We start from the raw sequence: 18339 nt of genomic DNA on the forward strand, positions 1-18339 counted from the left end.
GATTTGGCTACCGAAAAAGTTTGTTTAACTGCAAAGGAGGTTAAAAAATATGAATCAATCCCACATCACCGAAGTATCAGAATTTTGTCTGGAAGGTAGACTACTGGATTTTGTGGTGAAGGATGGTTACAAGCTTAAGGGTTTGTTGCTTGCGACTGCTGAGGGTGAATGCTATGTCAAACTCGCTAAACATTTACGGGTAGCTTTTGACTGGCGCTTACCACGGGGGACTTGGCTACAAGCTGCGGGGACGAAGAAATATGATGGCAAGACGGGGGAGTTTAAACTGAAGGCTGAGAGTGTGATGGCGGCCCGTCCTGAAGTGGAGGGAGTCGGTCGGACTAGCCAGCTTGATAGTAACACCAAGGTGCAATCACCCAAGAATAAGGCGACAATTTTGGTCTGTCAAAAGTCTGATTGCATGAACCGTGGTGGTAAAGCAGTTTGTCAAGCTTTAGAAATGGCGTTGCGCGATCGCTCTTTAGCAGACCAAGTTACAATCAGGGGTACTGGTTGTATGAAAAACTGCAAAGCCGGGCCTAACGTAGTCATGCCAGACAAAACCCGCTACACTCGCATTCAAGCTGCACAAATTCCAGCAATTATAGAAAAACATATTACTAATAGACCAGAAAACACCAAGGAATTACCGATACCCTTAGCAAATTTAGCCCTTAGTAGCTAATTGCTTTAATGAGAAAATTTCATCAGCATTTTGTATGGGCACAACTGCAGTTGTGCCCTTATTGCTGTGAATTTAAACCTGCCAATTCGTCAGCTAACTCTTGGGCAGTATATTGCATAAAATCTACTTTGTAGCGTGATAAAGCCTGAATAAACTCAGCACGACTTAGCCCAGCAATTTCTGCTGCTTTAGCTTGTGATATTTCGCCTAATTCATACCATTTAACTGCTGCGGCAATTCGCATTTCTTGGATAAATTCTTCAGGATTTTTCCGAATTGCTGAAAATACTGTTTCGGGTAATTGGATTGGTATTGTTCGCATATATTTTTCCCATATTATTACGAATCGTCGTTTCTAGGAAGCAATTGTCGCATTAATGTAGCTAAAAATGACATCTAATTCTCCAATTGCTTCTAATTCTGCTGCTTCTTCCGTTGTCAGAGAATCAGCTTTTTTTCTATCTAAGAGTTCTTGCATCCGCAAACCCAATTCGTCTGTAAATTTAAACAGATTAAGATTATTAACTTTTTCGACTCTAATACCAGTCGTTAGCCAGGATGAGGGTTTAAATACGACGATTACCATAAGTTTATTACAATTGAATATGCTGCTTTATTGTAAGCTAGATAGGCGTTCCCTAAAATTTCCCTGATTAAACACACTAGTAATGAAACAGATCAAAATTATTGTCGAAAAGCATTCTGACGGTTATGTTGCCTATCCTCTTGGTATACAAGGGGCAATAGTTGGTCAAGGTGACACTTATGAAGAAGCCTTAGCAGATGTCAAGTCAGCTATTCACTGCTACATTGAGATATTTGGTAAAGAAATGCTCGAAGATGAATTACCAGTAATCGAGGCATTTCTGACAGAGGCAGAGGTGGCTATTTAATGTCCAAATTTCCTGTCGATGCGCCTAAAACGAGAGTTATCAAAGCATTTGAGTTATTGGGATTTCGCATTGTTCGAGAACGTGAACATATTGTCATGGCGCGAGAAAATGAAGATGGCTCACAGACACCATTAGTAATGCCTAATCAATCTCAAATTAAATCAGGTACATTAAGAGCAATTTGCACTCAAGTAAGTATCTCGCGGGACGAATTCTTAACAGCCTATGAGCAAAGTTGAGTAAAGATACCAAAAACTGATATATATGATGTGCCAAAATAAAATATCAGTAAAACTACAGTCTTGACCTATGGTGTGGAATCCAGGGCAGCAGTTATTTGGTGGACGCTACATCATCGAGAGAAAATTAGGTGAAGGTGGAGTGGGTATCACCTATCTTGCGAAAAATCGACGCGGTGAATTGCGAGTCATTAAAACCCTCAGAGAACAAATCCTCAACCATCCCCAATGGATACCACATCAAGATAAATTACGGCATGACTTTCGGGATGAAGCATTGCGACTGTCTTTGTGTCGCCATCCTCATATTGTGCAGGTAGAAAATGTCTTTGATGAGGTTGATTTGCCGTGCATGGCGATGGAATACATCGAAGGCGAAGATTTAGGTAAGCAGATAACCGCAAAAGGGGCTTTACCAGAAGCAGATGCACTGCTATATATCCAGCAAATTGGCGAAGCTTTAACTGTAGTTCACGAACGCGGCTTGCTGCATCGAGATTTAAAGCCGAGTAATATTATGATGCGTGCGGGTAAACAAGAAGCCGTGCTAATTGACTTTGGTCTTGCTAGACAATTTATTCCGGGTGCAGTTTTACAGCATACAGAGAGCGTGACTCATGGTTATGCGCCTCCAGAACAGTATGTACCTAATGCAGAACGGGGAGAATATATAGATGTTTACGCCTTAGCTGCCACATTGTATGCTTTGCTGACTGGACAGTTGCCGATGCCGGCACCAGCTAGACTGCAAAATCTTACCATGCGATCGCCAAAAGAATTAAATGCCAATGTGAGCGATCGGGTGAATAACGCAATTATGAGGGGGATGGCGTTAAATTACAAGTTTCGTCCCCAGTCGGTGCAGGAGTGGTTAGATTTGTTGGGTGCAAGTTCCGTACCGCCAACACAACCAGTCATACCTCCTGTCTACACACCTGCATTTTGGGAATGCGTCCACATCATCCCCGGGATTTCTGGAATAGTAACCCTTAGCCCCAAGGAAGATATTTTAGCAAGTGTGGCAGGTTCAGTTATTCACTTGTTTTCATCAACTACAGGTCAACTTATCCGCACTCTGAGTGGTCATTCTGACTCGGTTAAATCAGTCGCCATCAGTAGTGATGGGCAAATTCTCGCCAGTAGTAGTGAAGACTACACTATCAAACTGTGGTCAGTGAGCACAGGAAGGGAAATTCACACCCTCAGTGGTCATTCCAAGCGGGTTAATTCCGTCGCCATTAGTAGTGATGGGCAAATTCTCGCTAGTGGTAGTGAAGACTACACTATCAGACTGTGGTCAGTGAGCACAGGAAGGGAAATTCGCACTCTCAGTGGTCATTCCAAGCGGGTTAATTCCGTCGCCATCAGTAGTGATGGGCAAATTCTCGCTAGTGGTAGTGAAGACTACACTATCAGACTGTGGTCAGTGAGCACAGGAAGGAAAATTTGCACCCTCAGTGGTCATTCCGACTTAGTTAAATCTGTTGCCATCAGTAGTGATGGGCAAATTCTTGCTAGCGGTAGTAGCGACAAGACTATCAAATTGTGGTCAATGGCAACAGGCAGAGAAATTCGCACCTTGACTGGTCATTTTTATGGTGTTCAATCCGTAGTCATCAGTCGCGATGGGCAAATTTTGGCTAGTGGAGGTAATGACGATACTATCAGACTGTGGGAAGTGGCAACAGGCAGAGAAATTCACACTCTGACTGGTCGTTCCGAATCGGTTCAATCCGTAGCTATCAGTAGTGATGGGCAAATTCTGGTTAGCAGTAGTCGGGACGGCATCAAACTGTGGTCAGTGACAACAGGCAGAGAAATTCGCACCTTGACTGGTCATTCCCATTTTGTTTATTGTGTCGCCATCAGTAATAATGGGCAAATACTGGCTAGTGGGGGCGAGACTATCAAACTGTGGTCAGTGACAACAGGCAGAGAAATTCGCACTCTGAATGGTCATTCCTTTTGGGTTAATTCCATAGCCATCAGTAATGATGGGCAAATCCTGGCTAGTGGTAGTTTTGACAAGAATATCAAACTGTGGTCAATGACAACAGGCAGAGAAATTCGCACTCTGAGTGGTCATTCCGAATCGGTTCAATCTGTAACCATCAGTAGCGATGGGCAAATCTTGGTTAGTGGTGGTGGAGACACCACTATCAAACTTTGGGATGTAGCAACAGGCAGAGAAATTCGCACCCTCAGTGGTCATTTCGACTCGCTTTATTCCTTAGCCATCAGCAGCGATGGGCAAATTCTCGCTAGTGGTAGTCGAGACACCACTATCAAACTGTGGTCGGTGAGCACAGGAAGGGAAATTCGCACCCTCAGTGGTCATTCCGACTTAGTTAAATCTGTTGCCATCAGTAGTGATGGGCAAATCCTCGCTAGTGGTAGTCATGACAACACTATCAAACTGTGGTCGGTGAGCACAGGAAGGGAAATTCGCACCCTCAGTGGTCATTCCGACTTAGTTAAATCTGTTGCCATCAGTAGTGATGGGCAAATCCTCGCTAGTGGTAGTCATGACAACACTATCAAAGTGTGGGAAATATCGACAGGTAAAGAAATTCATAGCCTGAATCATTTTAGTGGAGTTGAGTCTGTCGCCTTTAGCCCTGACGGAGATTGGCTGGCTGCAGGAGATAGTAGCGGAAATATTAAAATTTGGCGATCGCAGCTAGTTGTCCAATAACAGCGTCAAAATAGTAAATAGAAACTGCCAACAATCAATCAAATGCTAGAAATAACCAAAAATTACCTCATGGACGAAAATCAGCAACCTATTGCTGTACAAATTCCTATAGCTGACTTTGAGAAAATTGAAGAAATCTTAGAAAATTACGGCTTAATCAAGCTAATGGCGGAATCAGAAGACGATGAACGTCTCGCTAAGGATGAAGCATGGAAATATTATCAATCATTAAAGCAAAAGAATGTGGAAAATTGAATATACTAAAAAATTCTTAAAAGAATTAGCAGATTTACCACAAGATGTGCAAGCTCGCATTGAACCAATCGTCTTTCAAGAACTAGAATCAGAAAACCCCTTTGATTTGGGCTATTTGCAAAAAATGAAAGGCTACGATGATAAATATAAAATTCGTGTCGGTGATTACAGAATAAGGTGTCTAACCCCCTATATTCAGATTTAGCGCTGTGTCAACGTATCGTAGGGGCGAACGGCCGTTCGCCCTTACACCCGTATTTGTATCATGATTGAAGTGAAATGGTATGACTCTCGGAAGCGTTGATGGAGATCCAGGTGTTCAAATCGAGATGCACATTTTCGTTGGCTCCAAAGCAACTTGGGATCACATTGGCGGACAAGCCCCTCAGTTTTTGGAGTTTCCTCCCCAGGATGCGTAGGTTTGGGAGCTAAATGCTAATACCGTTTCACTTTTAGTGAAGGTTTAACAATAAGGTCTTACATGGAACGATGCTGATGCAGAAGGACAATTACCTGGGATGTTGCGATCGCCATTAAATCGCTACAATTTTATATACATAACCGTCTGTCAAACAATGGTTAATCAAATTTAACTCAGCAACCATGACTTCTTCCCCACCCGTAGCGATTTCGCCAACAGACCACAAAGATGAGATAATTTTCCCTCAAGGGGAATTTTGGAGTGATGAGCCTCCGTTGGAAACCAATCTACATCTACGGCAAATTTTAATCCTCATTCAATGTCTAGAATGGGCGTGGCAGAATAAAGACGATTATTTTGCTACGGGGAACTTGACTGTTTACTATAGCCCTAATCAAAAAAAATCAGAAGACTTTCGCGGCCCCGATTTTTTTGTTGTTTTGGGAACAACCCGCAATCAAGAACGCAGAAGTTGGGTTGTTTGGCAAGAGGGGGGAAAATATCCTAATGTGATTATCGAAATTCTCTCTGATAGCACTGCGAAAATAGACAGGGGAGAGAAGAAGGAAATCTATCAAGATGTTTTTCGGACACCAGATTATTTTTGGTTTGACCCTGATAGTTTAGAATTTCAGGGGTTTACTTTGATTCGAGGAACTTATGAACCCATCACACCTAATGAGCAAGGCTGGTTGTGGAGTCAGCAATTGGGATTATATTTGGGAATTCATCAACGACAATTGCGCTATTTTACTTCTGATGGGGAGTTAGTTCTCTCTCCTGAAGAAGCAGCTACACAAGCGCAGCAGCAGCTTGAACAGGAAAGACAGCGGGCTGAACAGGAAAGACAACGAGCTGAACAAGAAAGACAACGGGCTGAACAATTAGAAGCGCGGCTCAGAAGCTTGGGAATCGACCCAAACGAATCATAACCAAATGATTAATTCTCCCACATCAAGGATAAAATTCAGCAAACTACATTGCATCAAGGCGCCGGCGTAATTGACTACTAACGGCATCAATAACTGTGACGACTACCAACAGTACTAACATCATGGTGGTGGCTTTGGTATATTCAAAGCCGTCAATGTAACTTTTCAACTGAAAGCCAATTCCTCCAGCACCAACTACACCCAAGACGGAAGCGGCACGGATATTGTATTCAAACATCCAAAAGGTGTATCCTAACGCCAATGGCATAACTTGGGGCAAGATTCCATATTGAGCAATTTGCATTTTGGATGCGCCAATCACTTCTAAGGATTCGATGGAACGGGAATCCACGGCTTCGATCGCTTGTTGATAGAACTTGGCTAGGTAGCCGATGGTGTAAATTCCCAGAGCTAATGTCCCTGCGGGTGCTCCTAAGCCTGTGGCGGCGACAAAGATTAATCCTAAAATAATTGAGGGGACGGAACGGACGGCGTTTTGCAGTAAGTTTGCTAACCATTGCAACCATTGAGGTGCAATATTGCTGGCGCTGGCGATCGCAATTGGTAAGGAGGCGATCGCACCGATGGTGGTTCCCCACAATGACATCTGTACTGTTTCTAGCAGTCCTTTAATGGCTATGTCTAAAACTGTCCAATTGGGCGGAAATAACCTGGAGACAAAATCGGTGATGTAAGGCCAGCTTGTCTGGAGTGTGGCAAAATCAATTTTTAAACCCTGCAGTGCCCAACCATAGCCTATTACTAGGCTTAACAAGATAATTAATGAGTTGATTCCAGGATAGCGCCCTGTGATGGAAAATTTGGACAAGTATTTAATCATTGATACTGTTTACGATGGGGAAAAATGGTCTTGCAGGTTGTGACAAGGGCCGTCATAAATTATACGTCCGGCTTCGAGGACGATCGCCCTTTGGGCATATTCTGCTGCTATCCCCAAATCATGCAAAACGCTAATAATTGTCATTCCTTGTTGGGAATGCAGTTTTGCTAAAGTCTGCATTACTTGTTGAGCGGCGATGATATCTAAGCCTGTGATGGGTTCGTCTGCTAAAAGTATTTGGGGTGATTGAATTAAAGCACGGGCGATGGCTACTCTTTGTTGCTGTCCACCGCTGAGTTGGGCTGTTTTTTGGTAGGCTTGCTCTTTTAAGCCCATTTCTTCTAACAATTTTAGGGCTAAGAGGCGATCGCGTTGCCCGAATCCCCACAAGGTTTGCCAAGTTGTCCTTGTTCCCAGGCGTCCACACAGGACATTTTCTATGGCTGATAGTTGGCGAATCAACCCACCACCTTGAAACAACATCCCGATGTCGCGCCGAATTGTGGTGAGTGTGCGGGGGTTCATGGTGACACCATTGATTTGAATTGTTCCCCGCACAATCGGTACTAGACCCACAAGCGATCGCAATAAGGTAGATTTACCAGCACCGTTGAGTCCCAGCAAAACCACGAATTCACCAGGCTGAATCTGGCAATTAATCCCATTGAGAATGGGACGATGTAAAGATGCAGTGTATGCTGTCTCTAGGTTTTGGCAATCTATCACGTAATCGTTCATTCCTATTTGCGCTCACACCCTTGATATTATGGCTCTATGCCTACACGCTTGAGGGCATCACGCACTGGTGCCAAATGACGATTATGATTAACTCGCACTAATTCTGTGGAGTTATATAGGTTGCGTAGTAGTTGGTTATTTGCCGGTTGATTTAATTTCAGCAGGGCGTTGATGATTTTTTCTCTGTCTGCGGGAGAAACATCATCGTCAATGGCGATACCGTGAGCGGGAACACCAGATATTTTATATAGCACTCGTAGTTTGCTCTTTTCTTCTGCTGTGATGTAGGGCGCATATAAAGCGTATTCTGAGACTGTGGCTACTTCTGCTTGACCACGCAACACTGCTTGTAGTGCCTTGCTGTAATTACCACCGTAGCTTACTTGACCAAAGAATCCATCCAAGCGATCGCGGTTGGGTACAAATCCCTGTCTAACTAACTCACTAACGGGGAAAATAAATCCTGAACCCGAAGTGGGAGAAGTGAAGGCGATTTTTTTCCCTCGCAGTTGTTCCAAGGTAGCTTTAGCAGAGTTTTTCGTTGTCAGGGAGCTATTGCTGGGTACTACAAATACGGAATCATAAGTGTATTTGCCAGAGTAATTTTCTCGTACCTCTGCCAAATATAAGCGAGCATTGGCGAGTTGTTCTGCTTTTAAGGCGGGACGGCTACTTAAAAAGGCGACATCAGCCCGATTTGCTCTCAAAGCTTCCACCGCTGCAGTATCATCACCAATCTGTGCAGTTACCGGTATGCCTAGTTCTTTAGATAAAAATGCAGCGACAGCATTTGCTTTAGTTTGCAAGTCTGTCGAGTCAGAGCGAGTGGGAAAAACTATTGTTAAATTTTGCAGTTTTTGTTGTGCAAACAAGCGTGGTGCTTGTTGATTGGGTGCAGAGTTAGCGATCGTCGCCTGCATTCCCCCTAATGTACTTAACCCTAGACCAATAGACGTTGCCAATGCAGCGCCGACACTCAACAAGCTCTTTCTTCTCACACTCATTTCTCACTCTCCGTAGATGGATATTCTGAATATTTTTGCTAATTAGTTGCAACTATCCCGATCAAAAAATTTAAAGCTTTTAGAAATAAAAGTCAACTATGAAGTGTGTAGTAATTTGTCAATGAAATACATCAGCTAATGTGATTGCTGAAACTAAAGCTACTGAGAAAAAGGTTGATTACTGCCTATTGAAACGACAATTTTTACACAAACATTATACTGAAAAGACAGAGGCTGATAATGCTTTAGTAGCGGGCATTGTGCAAATGTTCTGATTATGGTATGCCAAAATTGGCGATCGCTATTTAATACCAGAAAAAAGCCCACCAATAATGACTTCGGGCTGAACAATAAGCGCAGTATTTGCGTTCTATCGGCATTGATCCGAATAATTTACTTAGTGAGTAACATAGCATGATCGCTTTGTTGAAGTGATGCGATCGCATTTAGTTTTGAGAACGACGAGTCGCGTTTGGTTGCAAAGAGCGTGGACGCTTCCTCGGCTTGTCGCTAGACATCGCTTATTCATAGTTCAAAGCTCTTGCTCCACAAAACTTTTGAGTTGTGGACTAAATTTATGGGAAACTGTAGTCATGAATGCAAAGGTGTGCCCAAAAGCCGATGACGGGATTTGAACCCGTGGCCTGCTGATTACGAATCAGCTGCTCTACCACTGAGCCACATCGGCGTACACAGTCTCAAAGTATAACATCATTTATTCATGGCAGAACCAAATCCCCAAAATCGCCTTAATCCGGAACAATACGCCCGTCTCAAGGCAGAAATCGCTGCTCCTTATCGCAGTATTCGCAAATTTATCTACATTGCTTGTGCTGCATCTGGCTCTATCGGTGCATTCATCTTTTTCTTTAAACTGCTCGCAGGACGCGATATTGAGCACACTTTACCTAATCTAGCGCTCCAATTAGGAATCGTGGCTATAATGATTTTTTTCTGGGGTCGGGATCAAAATAAAAACGTCTAAAGCAATATCTTCAGTAATTTATATAGTATAACAGGGAACAGGGAACTCTTAACAGGGAATAGGGTTGAAAGTCGCTTCGTGTAAGCGTTTTATCTTTAGTTACTGTCCTAACCTATGTGGCTACGGCTATACTTATTTAGATGTGAAATATATTGTTGTTGTAGAGACGTGAAATTTCACGTCTCTATCTTTTGATTTTCCCAGAAGTTTAAATATTAAACTTCTTCAGCCTCTAGCCTCTTAATTTACGGTACTTTGACCACATAAGGAGAGGTAATTGCTTGGGCGCGGCCAGCGTTCACCAGTGCTTGGTAAACAAAAGCTGCGACTTCGGCTCTAGTGGCTTCACGATTGGGACTGAGTTGTTGAAGTGTGGGATAGTTAATTACTAACTGTCTTGCTGTTGCAGCTGCTACAGGAGCAGTTGCATAGCTAGGAATTTGAGCAGCATCACTATAAAAAGTGAGCACATTTTGATTATTTGCTGTCAATCCCAAACCATTAGCCAGAGATACTAACGCCTGTACTCTAGGAATTTGTTGCTGTGGTTTAAAATTCCCATCTGGATAGCCAGAAACAAATTGACTTTGATAAGCAGACTTAATAGCTGCATAAGCCCAGAAATTGCTGGGTACATCTTTAAAGTTGATTGCTGTACGTTTAGCAGCGGGTGTTAAAGCTTTGGTGACGATGGTAGCAAATTGGGCGCGTGTCACAGGTTCATTAGGTTTAAAGCTGCCATCGGGGAAACCTGCAATAATGTTTTGGGAGGCTAATGCTTCAATGTAACCTTTTGCCCAGTAACCTGCGGGGACATCTTTAAAGGCGACAGCACCACCTGCTGGGGGGTTCACGGTTGCAGCTACGAAGTCTACTTGACCAAAAATCCGCTTTTGGTCGATGTCATTACCAATAGCGAGGATGCGATTAGTTTTAGTCGCGTTGTTTAAATCGTAACGGATGTTATTGCGAATCAAGTTGCTACCAGGGCTTTCATTAGTTCCCAAGTCTGGCGCAGCACCGATAGTGGCGATGACTCCATCCCGCTTGTTGTTTTGGATAACGTTTTTACGCAATACTGGCTTGGCTGTTTCGGAGATAAAAAGTCCATCTTGGTTTTGAACAATTTCGTTTTCTACGATTAGGGGTGTGGAAGTACCACCAATCGCTAATCCAAAGCCAGTATCTTGAAATAAGTTTTTGCGAATCTCTCCTTGGGCAGATTTAGCCACGGAAACCCCGTTACCTTTGTTTTGCACAAAGATGTTGTTTTCAATTTTGGGATTTCCTGTACCTGTGACAAAAACGCCCTCACGGACGCTATTGGTGAAGGTATTATTTTTAATAATTGGGTTAGATGATTCTACCCAGACCCCAGTACCCCGTTGGTTGGGGTTGGTGACGGTGAGTCCGGCGATCGCTGTGCCGTTTTCTGCCAGAATTGTAATATCCTGTCTAGCAAAGGTCTTACTGGTGTAGTAGCCTCCGCCTGTAATTAAAATCCCTTGGCCTTTGTTGGATTCATCACCTTGTAATGTCACTCCTGGTTTCAGTAGCAGTGGGAAGGTTTCACCACTTTCTTTGCTGTAGTTACCAGGGGCCAGTTGGATCAAGGTACCTGGTTGAGCTTTACTGAGGGCGAAGGTGATGGTTTTGTAAGGCGTATTTGCTGATGCACCAGCATTAGCTGTGTCTGCACCAGTTGCTGGGTTCACGTAAACTACTGCTGCAGTCACAGGAGTTTGCGCGATGAGAGTTGGGGCGATACTCCGTTGATGTGTGTCACCAGCTTTGACTGCACTGGGCAATAACATCGCTCCACTAGCAGCAAATAATAAAGCTATGACTCCCACTGGTAAAGCTGAAGTAGATTTGAGGTGGTTACCAGCGCTAAGGCGAAGAGATTTCGCTACAGAAATGTGAAAACCCCGATATTTCATTTTTTATGTCTGTGAAATGCTGAATTATATGATTTCCCACAAAGTTGAAGCTAGCAATGACCTAGCTGTCAAACTTATGCAAAACTATACCGGATCATCAGCACTTAATCAGCTAAATTTTCAAATAAAAAAGACAAAATTGCCTTGTATAAGCTATTAGCTGTGACAGTTTGACTACTGTCCTGCTTTGTTTAATTTTTATGAACAAAAGAGGTGAAGCCAGAGGTGAGATTGACCGATTTTCTCATCCCTGGCTTGGTTTCTAGTAGGCTAAAGTTTCTAAAGTTTCTCGCAAATAACGCTGTACCTGCTGTTCTAGGCGCAGTCCTTGTAATTGAGTATCATGTTCTAGTTGCCAGCGTTGGAAACCGGAACTAGCGGCGATCGCGTATTTCAGACTACTCCAAATTTCACTATCGTGGGCTAGCGGGCGATCGCTAGAAGCTTGAATTTGAGCCATAGTTTCTCATTCCTCAGTTGATAAAGCCAAAGTTATAACCGAACAAATAATGTGTCTAATGCTGCTCTGAGTCTGATTTTAGGGCTTCTTGGGAATCTTGATGGATTCCGATCGCAGATTGAAATAACTGGGGCAAAATTCGATTCACCCGTACCCCTAAAATCGTGAAGTTTTGCTTAATCTTTTCTAAAGATAATGGTTCTACGGCGGCAAATTCTGTGTCATTCATCACCAAAACTCTAACTATACTCACAGGAATTTGGAGAAACAAATTGCTGGCGAGGAAAGCCAGAGCCGCTAGCACTAATCCCACACTACGCCATTGGGGTAGAAAGCTGGCAATATTAGCGACTAAGGGTGCAGCTTGGTATATCTGCCAGAGTATTGCTACTGACAGTACCGACGCTAGCAGGGCCAGCACGCGATTAAAATTTGTATTAATTAAACAAAGAATTTTTCTTTGCTGCTCAGTCAAATTTTCTGGATTGAGCGCTACGCCTAAAATAGCGAATATATAGAATGGGCGGCGAATTTGCATCCACAACAGAGGGACTACGCCGATGGCGGCGACTAAAAAAAGTTCCATCCACACTGGTAACAGTGGTTCACCGACCGCCAGGAATAATAAGCACAAAAGTAAAAAAATCGGCAACGCCGCTAATCCAGCGACGTGAATCCACAGAATCGGTTCAGAGCGAAATGAGGACATAGGGCACACAGGGGGAAGGAGAGATAATTGAAAATTAACTCATTCAAAATTCACAACTGCTTTTCCGTACCCCCCAACCCCAAAGGGGGCCAGACGCCCCCACGGTTCCTGAGTGATCATTTTGTGAGTGTGAGGGTACGGCGCTTAGTCACCATTTGATAGGCTTCCATGATGTCGCCTTCAACCCAGTCGTTGAATTTATCAACGCCAATACCGCATTCAAAACCGGTACTGACCTCTCTAGCATCTTCTTTCATCCGTTTGAGGGAGTCGAGGACGCCTTCATAAATCAACTTACCAGCGCGACGTACTCGCAGTTTGCAGTTGCGAAGCAGTTTGCCTGATTGTACATAACAACCTGCAACTGCACCCCGACCGACGGGGAAGACAGCGCGGACTTCGGCTTGACCCAAGGATTCTTCTACTAACTCTGGTTCTAATAGACCTTCCAAAGCACCTTGGATGTCTTCTAGGAGTTTGTAGATGATGTTGTATTCTCGTACGTCTACGCCTGATTCGTCTGCGGCTTGTCGAGCACCACTGGCAAAAGTGGTATTGAAGCCGATGATCACGGCGCCGCTGGCTGCGGCTAGGTCGATATCTGTTTCGGTGATTTCGCCTGCAGTGGCTAGCAACATGCGAATTTGCACTTCGTTTTGAGGAATTTGTCTGAGTGATCCCACGATCGCTTCGACTGAACCCTGTACGTCTGCTTTCAGGATCAAGTTGAGTTCTTTCAACTCGCCTTCTTGTGCTTGAGCGGAGAGGGTGGTGAGAGTAACGCGACCTTGGAGGAGGCGAGATAGGCGTTGCTTGTCGGCGCGATCGCTCGCTAAGGCGCGGGCTTCTTTTTCGTTGGCGAATACCTCAAAATCGTCACCTGCGGCGGGGACATCACTTAATCCGAGTACTTCCACTGCGAAGGAAGGAGACGCCACATCTACTCTTCTACCCCGGTCATCTACCATTGCTCGGACTTTACCGAATGCCGATCCCGCGACTAACATATCGCCTACATGGAGAGTACCATTTTGAATCAACAGGGTAGCGACGGCACCTTTGGCTTTATCTAGGTGGGCTTCGATGACTGTACCTTTCGCCGAGCGGTCTGGGTTCGCTGAAAGTTCTCCGACTTCTGCTACCAACAGAATCATTTCTAGGAGTGTATCTAGGTTTTCGCCCTTGATGGCGCTGACGGGAACCATGATTGTTTCGCCACCCCAGTCTTCTGCTGTTAAACCATAGTTGGTGAGTTCTTGTTTCACCCGCTCTGGTTGGGCACCTTCTTTGTCAATCTTGTTGATAGCGACGACAATGGGGACTTCAGCGGCTTGAGCGTGGCTGATAGCTTCAATGGTTTGGGGACGTACACCGTCATCAGCGGCTACTACTAATACGGCAATATCTGTCACCCTTGCACCCCGCGCCCGCATTGCCGTGAAGGCTTCGTGACCGGGTGTATCCAAGAAGACGATTTGCTGTGGCTTGCCTTCGTGTTCTAAATCCACATGGTATGCACCAATGTGCTGAGTGATACCCCCAGCTTCTCCAGCTGCGACTTTGGTTTTGCGAATCGAGTCGAGTAAGGTAGTTTTTCCGTGGTCTACGTGACCCATAATTGTTACTACTGGTGGGCGACGATGGAGGTTTTCCAAGTCTGCCACATCCAGCATTTCTGTGACTTTGCGGGCTTCTGCTTCTGGTTCAGCCGTTTCGACTTCTATTTCTAGCTCTTTGCCGACTAAGGTGATGGTGGCGATATCTAGATTCTGGGTGATACTCACCGCCATACTTTTCATAAACAGGATTTTCACAATTTCTGTGTCGGCTACAGCCAAGAGATCGGCTAGCTCTTGGACTGTGAGGGGCCCTGTCACTACTACTTTTTCTGGACGCTCGCGTTTTGCTTCTTCTTCTGGGCGACGGTTTTGGTCGCGATCGCGACTGGAAGATTTTTTACTGCCTCTAGCCGTTGGGGCCGCAACAGCTAGTGCTGGTTGCTGTGCTGGTTTGCTCGATTTTGGTTTGGGGGGACGAGCAATAGAAAGGCTGACTTGGACGGTGGCTGGGGCGTCCAGGCTATCTTCATCTAGTAGATCGTCTTCTTCAAACTCATCATCGAGGATCGGCTTGACCCGTTTACCTTTGACTACTCCCTTACCAGCTTTTTCTTTGATTTCGTCAATTATTTCTTCTTCTTGCCACTTTTTGCCACCTTTGGCTAACCGAGGTGGTGTGGGGCGTTTCAAATCAATGATTTCACCGGGTACTACTTCCTCGACTCCTGCTGCTTTGCCTGGCCCACCTTGCATTGGTCTGGGTGGTGTAGCGATTGGCATCGCAGCTACTGCTTCACCCGGACGCACTGGTCTTGGTCGTTGTGGTTCGCCAAACGATGGACTGGGACTAGATGGCCGAGTGCCCCTTTGTTCTGGTTTTTGCGGTGCGAGGTTGGGACGAGCCTGTCTTTGCGGTGCAGCCTGGGGAGCTTGGTCAGTTGGCACCTTGGCAATTTTTGGTTTAATCGACTCGCGTTCTTCTTCGGCTTTCCGTGGGCGTTCGCGCTTGAGGATCGGTTTATCTGACTGGGCTAGTTGCTCTACAACCTGTGGTTCGTCTGCCGCTGGTCTAGCAGGTGGGGCGACTAGTTGAGGTTTTTGGGGCTTTTCCGGTTTTGGTCTGGGCGGGACTATTTTTTCTGGTTTTTCCGCAGCTATTTTTTCTATTGGCTCTGTATGGGGATGCAAAGTTGGCTCTGCATCTGTAGGAGCTGGTTGCTGTGGTGTCTCTGATAAATTCCGGGGTACGGGTCGAGTTGGTGCCGTCGGCTGCATGGGTGAGACAGGAGTAGCGAATGGTCGTGGAGGTGCTGGAGAATTGACTTCAGACGCAGCAGCTTGAGTATTATTAGCAACTGACGCCTCTGGGGCGTTGGAGGTGGGATTTCTCAATATTTTGGGTTTACGAATTTCCAAAATTTGTTGTTTGTGAGGTGGTGCTGGTCGATTACGTCCGCCAGTTTGTGCTGAATTTGGTTTATGACTGGGTGGACTGTTTTCTCTTTTCGGCGTCCCATTGGTGGCTGCGAGTTTTTCCGCCGCCGCGCGAATATGTTCAGCCTCAGAATCTGAAATCGTACTGCTATGGCTTTTGACCGCGATATTGAGCTGGTCGCATATTGCTAATAGCTCTTTGTTATCCAAATTCAATTCCTTTGATAATTCGTAGATTCTAACTTTGCCGTTGTTCATCCACTCTTCCCCTTTAATTTACAGTTTTAGCGGATGGTTGCCTGGTTTGCGACATCTCCATCCTTTGATTACTGTTTTTTGGTTGCCGTTCAGTTTTTGCCGGTGCCTCCAATCAGGAAAGAGAGATGTTTCGGGTTATTGCTGGCATCCCCACCTAGAATGATGGTGGAGGGTGATCCAAAAAGAATTTTTTAAGCAAAAATCTTTTTGAATGTCCTGGATGCCTAACTGCGCTCTTGCGCTACCAGGTTGCCATTGTGTGATTTTTTGTTTTGCTGATTCTGAGTCTTCCACAACACAATCGAGTAAAACTTGTTGGGAGTGTTGCTTAGTCTCTCTGTTGGTCAAAGAGCCTTTTGTCAACTACGCCCATTTACTATTTTGGCACTAACCCCGGTAATCAACAGATGGGCTTTGAGACCACGATTCTGCTTTTGATTACCACTACAAATTTGGCAAACTAAATTTGATTTTGGGTATTGCTTTGGGCTAGACGCTGCCACAATGTCTGGTACAGTGCTTCTGGCACTGCTGCATGTAGCGATCGCCCTAGTCGATTTTTTTTTTGAGCCGCTTGCAGGCAACTCATTTGCGGACAAATATAGGCGGAACGCCCCATGCCCTGATCCAATTGTACCTTTCCAGACGGAAAGACGCGGACAATCCGCCAAAACTCTTGTTTGAGTGCTGTTTGGCGGCAGCTAATACAGCGCCGATAATTCGGTTTCATTTAGTCTTATGCTACCTTACCTCATGCAGTCTAGTTATCAAAATGAGTTGCAGTTAGCCTATATTGAGTTATACCAAATTTCTGGACTATGTAATCCCTAATACAAGCATGTTAGGAACAAATACTAAAATTTCCTTGAACTCATCAATTATTCTTCGTCACTAGTGTCAAAACTGGTTTCAAAAGATTCGTCTTCTAGTGTCAGTTCTTCATCATTTTCGTCTTCTATTTCTAATTCCTCCAGACTATTTTCGGCTTCTTCTTGCTCTAATTGATATTTTGCTCTGGCTGCAACAAATTTAGCATCTTCGCCTGCGTGGTCATACTTAGCTTTATCTTTGATGTCAATTTTCCATCCAGTTAAGCGAGCTGCCAAACGGACGTTTTGTCCTTCTTTGCCAATCGCCAGACTTAATTGGTCTTCAGCCACAAGTACGTGTGTTTGCCGAGTTTCGGGATCCATGAGACGGACTTCATCTACTCGTGCGGGACTCAAAGCGTTAGCAATGTAGGTGGCTGGATCTGGCGACCAACGAATCACATCGATTTTTTCTCCACGCAGTTCGTTGACTACCACTTGAATTCGTGATCCCCGTGCACCAATACAAGCCCCAACCGGGTCTACGTCACGATCTAGGGTGTCAACGGCAATTTTGGTACGGGGGCCGACGTAGCGCGAGGGGGGATTGGCTTCTCTGGCTACGGCGACTATCCGCACTACTTCGTCTTCTATTTCTGGAACTTCGTTGGCGAACAGATAAACTACTAATCCGGCGTCAGCACGGGACACTAGCAGCTGGGGACCTCGTTGCTGTCCTTGGGAAACTTTTTTGAGATATACCTTAAATGTGGCATTGGCTCGATAGTTATCGTTGGGTAGCTGTTCCCGCTTTGGTAATTCGGCTTCTACCTCTGGTTGACCAAAGCCGCTGCTGACTGCCAAGATGACTGATTGTCTTTCAAATCGCAAAACTCTCGCTTGCAGTACGGTACTTTCTAAGTCTTGGAATTCTTCTTGTACCATCTGGCGCTGTTGATCCCGCAGCTTTTGCGCCAAAACTTGCTTGGTTTGCATCGCCGCCATGCGCCCAAAGTCTCCTTGATCTGGGGTAACATCGAGTACTACAGAATCACCTAATTGGGCTTCGGGGGCTACTTGTTGAACTTCGTCTAAGGAAATTTGGTGGTCGGTGTTGCTAACTTCTTCAACGATGCTTTTGGTGGAAAGGACGCGAAATCCTTCGCTGTCAATATCGAGTTCTACTTCAAAGTTATCAAAGTATTCTTCATCAAATTGCTTGCGTTCCAAGTTTTGCGCGCGGCGATAACGTTCATAGCCTTTGAGTAGTGCTTCTCTAATAGCTGATTGCACTGCGAGCCGAGGTAAATTCCGTTCTCTGCTGATACTTTCGATTAATTCTTTTAATCCCGGTAAACTAACCATTGACATAAGTATTCTCCTTTAAAATTAAGGGTTAGGGGTTAGAGGCTAGAGGCTAGAAATTCCGGACAAAAAACTACAAATTAAAGTCAGGGATTAGAGAATAGCTTGCAACTAATC

At 44.8% G+C, this 18339-nt stretch carries 20 protein-coding genes and 1 tRNA gene; 9 read left to right on the forward strand and 12 right to left on the reverse strand.

Features of this window, described 5'->3' with window-relative positions; all coding sequences use genetic code 11:
* Positions 1-49 precede the first annotated feature (49 nt).
* A complete protein-coding gene (locus MIC7126_RS0105215) occupies positions 50-685 on the forward strand; it encodes a (2Fe-2S) ferredoxin domain-containing protein (protein ID WP_017652072.1) in 636 nt (211 codons plus the stop codon).
* A 58-nt stretch (positions 686-743) separates the two neighbouring features.
* Here the strand turns inward: MIC7126_RS0105215 and MIC7126_RS0105220 are convergent, their stop codons facing one another.
* Positions 744-1007, reverse strand: a complete 264-nt coding sequence (locus MIC7126_RS0105220; RefSeq protein ID WP_017652073.1) for a UPF0175 family protein — start codon at positions 1005-1007, stop codon at positions 744-746.
* A 33-nt stretch (positions 1008-1040) separates the two neighbouring features.
* Positions 1041-1271 (reverse strand): hypothetical protein, encoded by a 231-nt coding sequence (locus tag MIC7126_RS0105225; protein WP_017652074.1) that lies wholly within the window; start codon positions 1269-1271, stop codon positions 1041-1043.
* 82 nt (positions 1272-1353) lie between these two features.
* Between MIC7126_RS0105225 and MIC7126_RS0105230 the strand changes: the two genes are divergently transcribed.
* The 7 genes from MIC7126_RS0105230 to MIC7126_RS0105260 all read left to right on the forward strand — a co-directional run bounded on the left by MIC7126_RS0105230 (position 1354) and on the right by MIC7126_RS0105260 (position 6120).
* Positions 1354-1578 carry a type II toxin-antitoxin system HicB family antitoxin gene (locus tag MIC7126_RS0105230; protein WP_017652075.1) on the forward strand — a complete coding sequence of 75 codons (225 nt, stop codon included), beginning with the start codon at positions 1354-1356 and terminating at the stop codon, positions 1576-1578.
* Positions 1578-1817, forward strand: a complete 240-nt coding sequence (locus tag MIC7126_RS0105235) for a type II toxin-antitoxin system HicA family toxin (RefSeq protein WP_017652076.1) — start codon at positions 1578-1580, stop codon at positions 1815-1817. The genes MIC7126_RS0105230 and MIC7126_RS0105235 overlap by 1 nt, the downstream gene beginning before the upstream one ends.
* Before the next feature lie 70 nt (positions 1818-1887).
* Complete coding sequence (locus MIC7126_RS0105240; protein ID WP_017652077.1) at positions 1888-4512, forward strand: WD40 domain-containing protein; 2625 nt, start codon at positions 1888-1890, stop codon at positions 4510-4512.
* A gap of 42 nt (positions 4513-4554) precedes the next feature.
* Positions 4555-4767 carry a hypothetical protein gene (locus MIC7126_RS0105245; RefSeq protein WP_017652078.1) on the forward strand — a complete coding sequence of 71 codons (213 nt, stop codon included), beginning with the start codon at positions 4555-4557 and terminating at the stop codon, positions 4765-4767.
* Positions 4754-4972 carry a type II toxin-antitoxin system RelE family toxin gene (locus MIC7126_RS27100; RefSeq protein ID WP_017652079.1) on the forward strand — a complete coding sequence of 73 codons (219 nt, stop codon included), beginning with the start codon at positions 4754-4756 and terminating at the stop codon, positions 4970-4972. The genes MIC7126_RS0105245 and MIC7126_RS27100 overlap by 14 nt, the downstream gene beginning before the upstream one ends.
* A gap of 79 nt (positions 4973-5051) precedes the next feature.
* Entirely contained in the window at positions 5052-5186 is a 135-nt protein-coding gene (locus MIC7126_RS32200) for a GFA family protein (RefSeq protein ID WP_017652080.1), read from the forward strand.
* Between the two features lie 184 nt (positions 5187-5370).
* Positions 5371-6120 carry a Uma2 family endonuclease gene (locus MIC7126_RS0105260; RefSeq protein WP_017652081.1) on the forward strand — a complete coding sequence of 250 codons (750 nt, stop codon included), beginning with the start codon at positions 5371-5373 and terminating at the stop codon, positions 6118-6120.
* A gap of 43 nt (positions 6121-6163) precedes the next feature.
* Here the strand turns inward: MIC7126_RS0105260 and phnE are convergent, their stop codons facing one another.
* The 4 genes from phnE to MIC7126_RS0105285 all read right to left on the reverse strand — a co-directional run bounded on the left by phnE (position 6164) and on the right by MIC7126_RS0105285 (position 9391).
* The gene (gene phnE / locus MIC7126_RS0105265; protein WP_017652082.1) at positions 6164-6961 is read right to left on the reverse strand and encodes a phosphonate ABC transporter, permease protein PhnE; all 798 of its coding nucleotides are present in this window, start codon (positions 6959-6961) and stop codon (positions 6164-6166) included.
* A gap of 9 nt (positions 6962-6970) precedes the next feature.
* Positions 6971-7699 (reverse strand): phosphonate ABC transporter ATP-binding protein, encoded by a 729-nt coding sequence (locus MIC7126_RS0105270; RefSeq protein WP_017652083.1) that lies wholly within the window; start codon positions 7697-7699, stop codon positions 6971-6973.
* A gap of 26 nt (positions 7700-7725) precedes the next feature.
* Entirely contained in the window at positions 7726-8703 is a 978-nt protein-coding gene (locus tag MIC7126_RS0105275) for a phosphate/phosphite/phosphonate ABC transporter substrate-binding protein (protein ID WP_017652084.1), read from the reverse strand.
* A 616-nt stretch (positions 8704-9319) separates the two neighbouring features.
* Positions 9320-9391, reverse strand: a tRNA-Thr gene (locus MIC7126_RS0105285).
* 33 nt (positions 9392-9424) lie between these two features.
* Between MIC7126_RS0105285 and MIC7126_RS0105290 the strand changes: the two genes are divergently transcribed.
* The gene (locus MIC7126_RS0105290) at positions 9425-9688 is read left to right on the forward strand and encodes a DUF3493 domain-containing protein (protein ID WP_017652086.1); all 264 of its coding nucleotides are present in this window, start codon (positions 9425-9427) and stop codon (positions 9686-9688) included.
* Positions 9689-9933: 245 nt separating this feature from the next.
* Here the strand turns inward: MIC7126_RS0105290 and MIC7126_RS0105295 are convergent, their stop codons facing one another.
* The 6 genes from MIC7126_RS0105295 to nusA all read right to left on the reverse strand — a co-directional run bounded on the left by MIC7126_RS0105295 (position 9934) and on the right by nusA (position 18228).
* Positions 9934-11628 (reverse strand): DUF1565 domain-containing protein, encoded by a 1695-nt coding sequence (locus tag MIC7126_RS0105295; RefSeq protein WP_017652087.1) that lies wholly within the window; start codon positions 11626-11628, stop codon positions 9934-9936.
* A 262-nt stretch (positions 11629-11890) separates the two neighbouring features.
* Positions 11891-12088 (reverse strand): hypothetical protein, encoded by a 198-nt coding sequence (locus MIC7126_RS0105300; RefSeq protein ID WP_017652088.1) that lies wholly within the window; start codon positions 12086-12088, stop codon positions 11891-11893.
* A 55-nt stretch (positions 12089-12143) separates the two neighbouring features.
* Positions 12144-12797 carry a low-complexity tail membrane protein gene (locus MIC7126_RS0105305; protein WP_017652089.1) on the reverse strand — a complete coding sequence of 218 codons (654 nt, stop codon included), beginning with the start codon at positions 12795-12797 and terminating at the stop codon, positions 12144-12146.
* A 116-nt stretch (positions 12798-12913) separates the two neighbouring features.
* On the reverse strand, positions 12914-16048 hold the full coding sequence (infB, locus tag MIC7126_RS0105310; RefSeq protein ID WP_017652090.1) for a translation initiation factor IF-2: 3135 nt from the start codon (positions 16046-16048) through the stop codon (positions 12914-12916).
* A 460-nt stretch (positions 16049-16508) separates the two neighbouring features.
* The gene (locus tag MIC7126_RS0105320; protein ID WP_017652092.1) at positions 16509-16778 is read right to left on the reverse strand and encodes a YlxR family protein; all 270 of its coding nucleotides are present in this window, start codon (positions 16776-16778) and stop codon (positions 16509-16511) included.
* 148 nt (positions 16779-16926) lie between these two features.
* Entirely contained in the window at positions 16927-18228 is a 1302-nt protein-coding gene (gene nusA, locus MIC7126_RS0105325; RefSeq protein ID WP_026100050.1) for a transcription termination factor NusA, read from the reverse strand.
* Positions 18229-18339 lie beyond the last annotated feature (111 nt).

Origin of the sequence: Fortiea contorta PCC 7126, from assembly GCF_000332295.1 — a bacterium.
GTDB lineage: Bacteria > Cyanobacteriota > Cyanobacteriia > Cyanobacteriales > Nostocaceae > Fortiea > Fortiea contorta.

Coding starts and splice junctions, on each gene's coding strand:
- MIC7126_RS0105215 (WP_017652072.1), top strand. CDS start 50: ATGAATCAATCCCACATCACCGAAGTATCAGAATTTTGTCTGGAAGGT.
- MIC7126_RS0105220 (WP_017652073.1), bottom strand. CDS start 1,007: ATGCGAACAATACCAATCCAATTACCCGAAACAGTATTTTCAGCAATT.
- MIC7126_RS0105225 (WP_017652074.1), bottom strand. CDS start 1,271: ATGGTAATCGTCGTATTTAAACCCTCATCCTGGCTAACGACTGGTATT.
- MIC7126_RS0105230 (WP_017652075.1), top strand. CDS start 1,354: ATGAAACAGATCAAAATTATTGTCGAAAAGCATTCTGACGGTTATGTT.
- MIC7126_RS0105235 (WP_017652076.1), top strand. CDS start 1,578: ATGTCCAAATTTCCTGTCGATGCGCCTAAAACGAGAGTTATCAAAGCA.
- MIC7126_RS0105240 (WP_017652077.1), top strand. CDS start 1,888: ATGGTGTGGAATCCAGGGCAGCAGTTATTTGGTGGACGCTACATCATC.
- MIC7126_RS0105245 (WP_017652078.1), top strand. CDS start 4,555: ATGCTAGAAATAACCAAAAATTACCTCATGGACGAAAATCAGCAACCT.
- MIC7126_RS27100 (WP_017652079.1), top strand. CDS start 4,754: ATGTGGAAAATTGAATATACTAAAAAATTCTTAAAAGAATTAGCAGAT.
- MIC7126_RS32200 (WP_017652080.1), top strand. CDS start 5,052: ATGACTCTCGGAAGCGTTGATGGAGATCCAGGTGTTCAAATCGAGATG.
- MIC7126_RS0105260 (WP_017652081.1), top strand. CDS start 5,371: ATGACTTCTTCCCCACCCGTAGCGATTTCGCCAACAGACCACAAAGAT.
- phnE (WP_017652082.1), bottom strand. CDS start 6,961: ATGATTAAATACTTGTCCAAATTTTCCATCACAGGGCGCTATCCTGGA.
- MIC7126_RS0105270 (WP_017652083.1), bottom strand. CDS start 7,699: ATGAACGATTACGTGATAGATTGCCAAAACCTAGAGACAGCATACACT.
- MIC7126_RS0105275 (WP_017652084.1), bottom strand. CDS start 8,703: ATGAGTGTGAGAAGAAAGAGCTTGTTGAGTGTCGGCGCTGCATTGGCA.
- MIC7126_RS0105290 (WP_017652086.1), top strand. CDS start 9,425: ATGGCAGAACCAAATCCCCAAAATCGCCTTAATCCGGAACAATACGCC.
- MIC7126_RS0105295 (WP_017652087.1), bottom strand. CDS start 11,628: ATGAAATATCGGGGTTTTCACATTTCTGTAGCGAAATCTCTTCGCCTT.
- MIC7126_RS0105300 (WP_017652088.1), bottom strand. CDS start 12,088: ATGGCTCAAATTCAAGCTTCTAGCGATCGCCCGCTAGCCCACGATAGT.
- MIC7126_RS0105305 (WP_017652089.1), bottom strand. CDS start 12,797: ATGTCCTCATTTCGCTCTGAACCGATTCTGTGGATTCACGTCGCTGGA.
- infB (WP_017652090.1), bottom strand. CDS start 16,048: ATGAACAACGGCAAAGTTAGAATCTACGAATTATCAAAGGAATTGAAT.
- MIC7126_RS0105320 (WP_017652092.1), bottom strand. CDS start 16,778: ATGAAACCGAATTATCGGCGCTGTATTAGCTGCCGCCAAACAGCACTC.
- nusA (WP_026100050.1), bottom strand. CDS start 18,228: ATGTCAATGGTTAGTTTACCGGGATTAAAAGAATTAATCGAAAGTATC.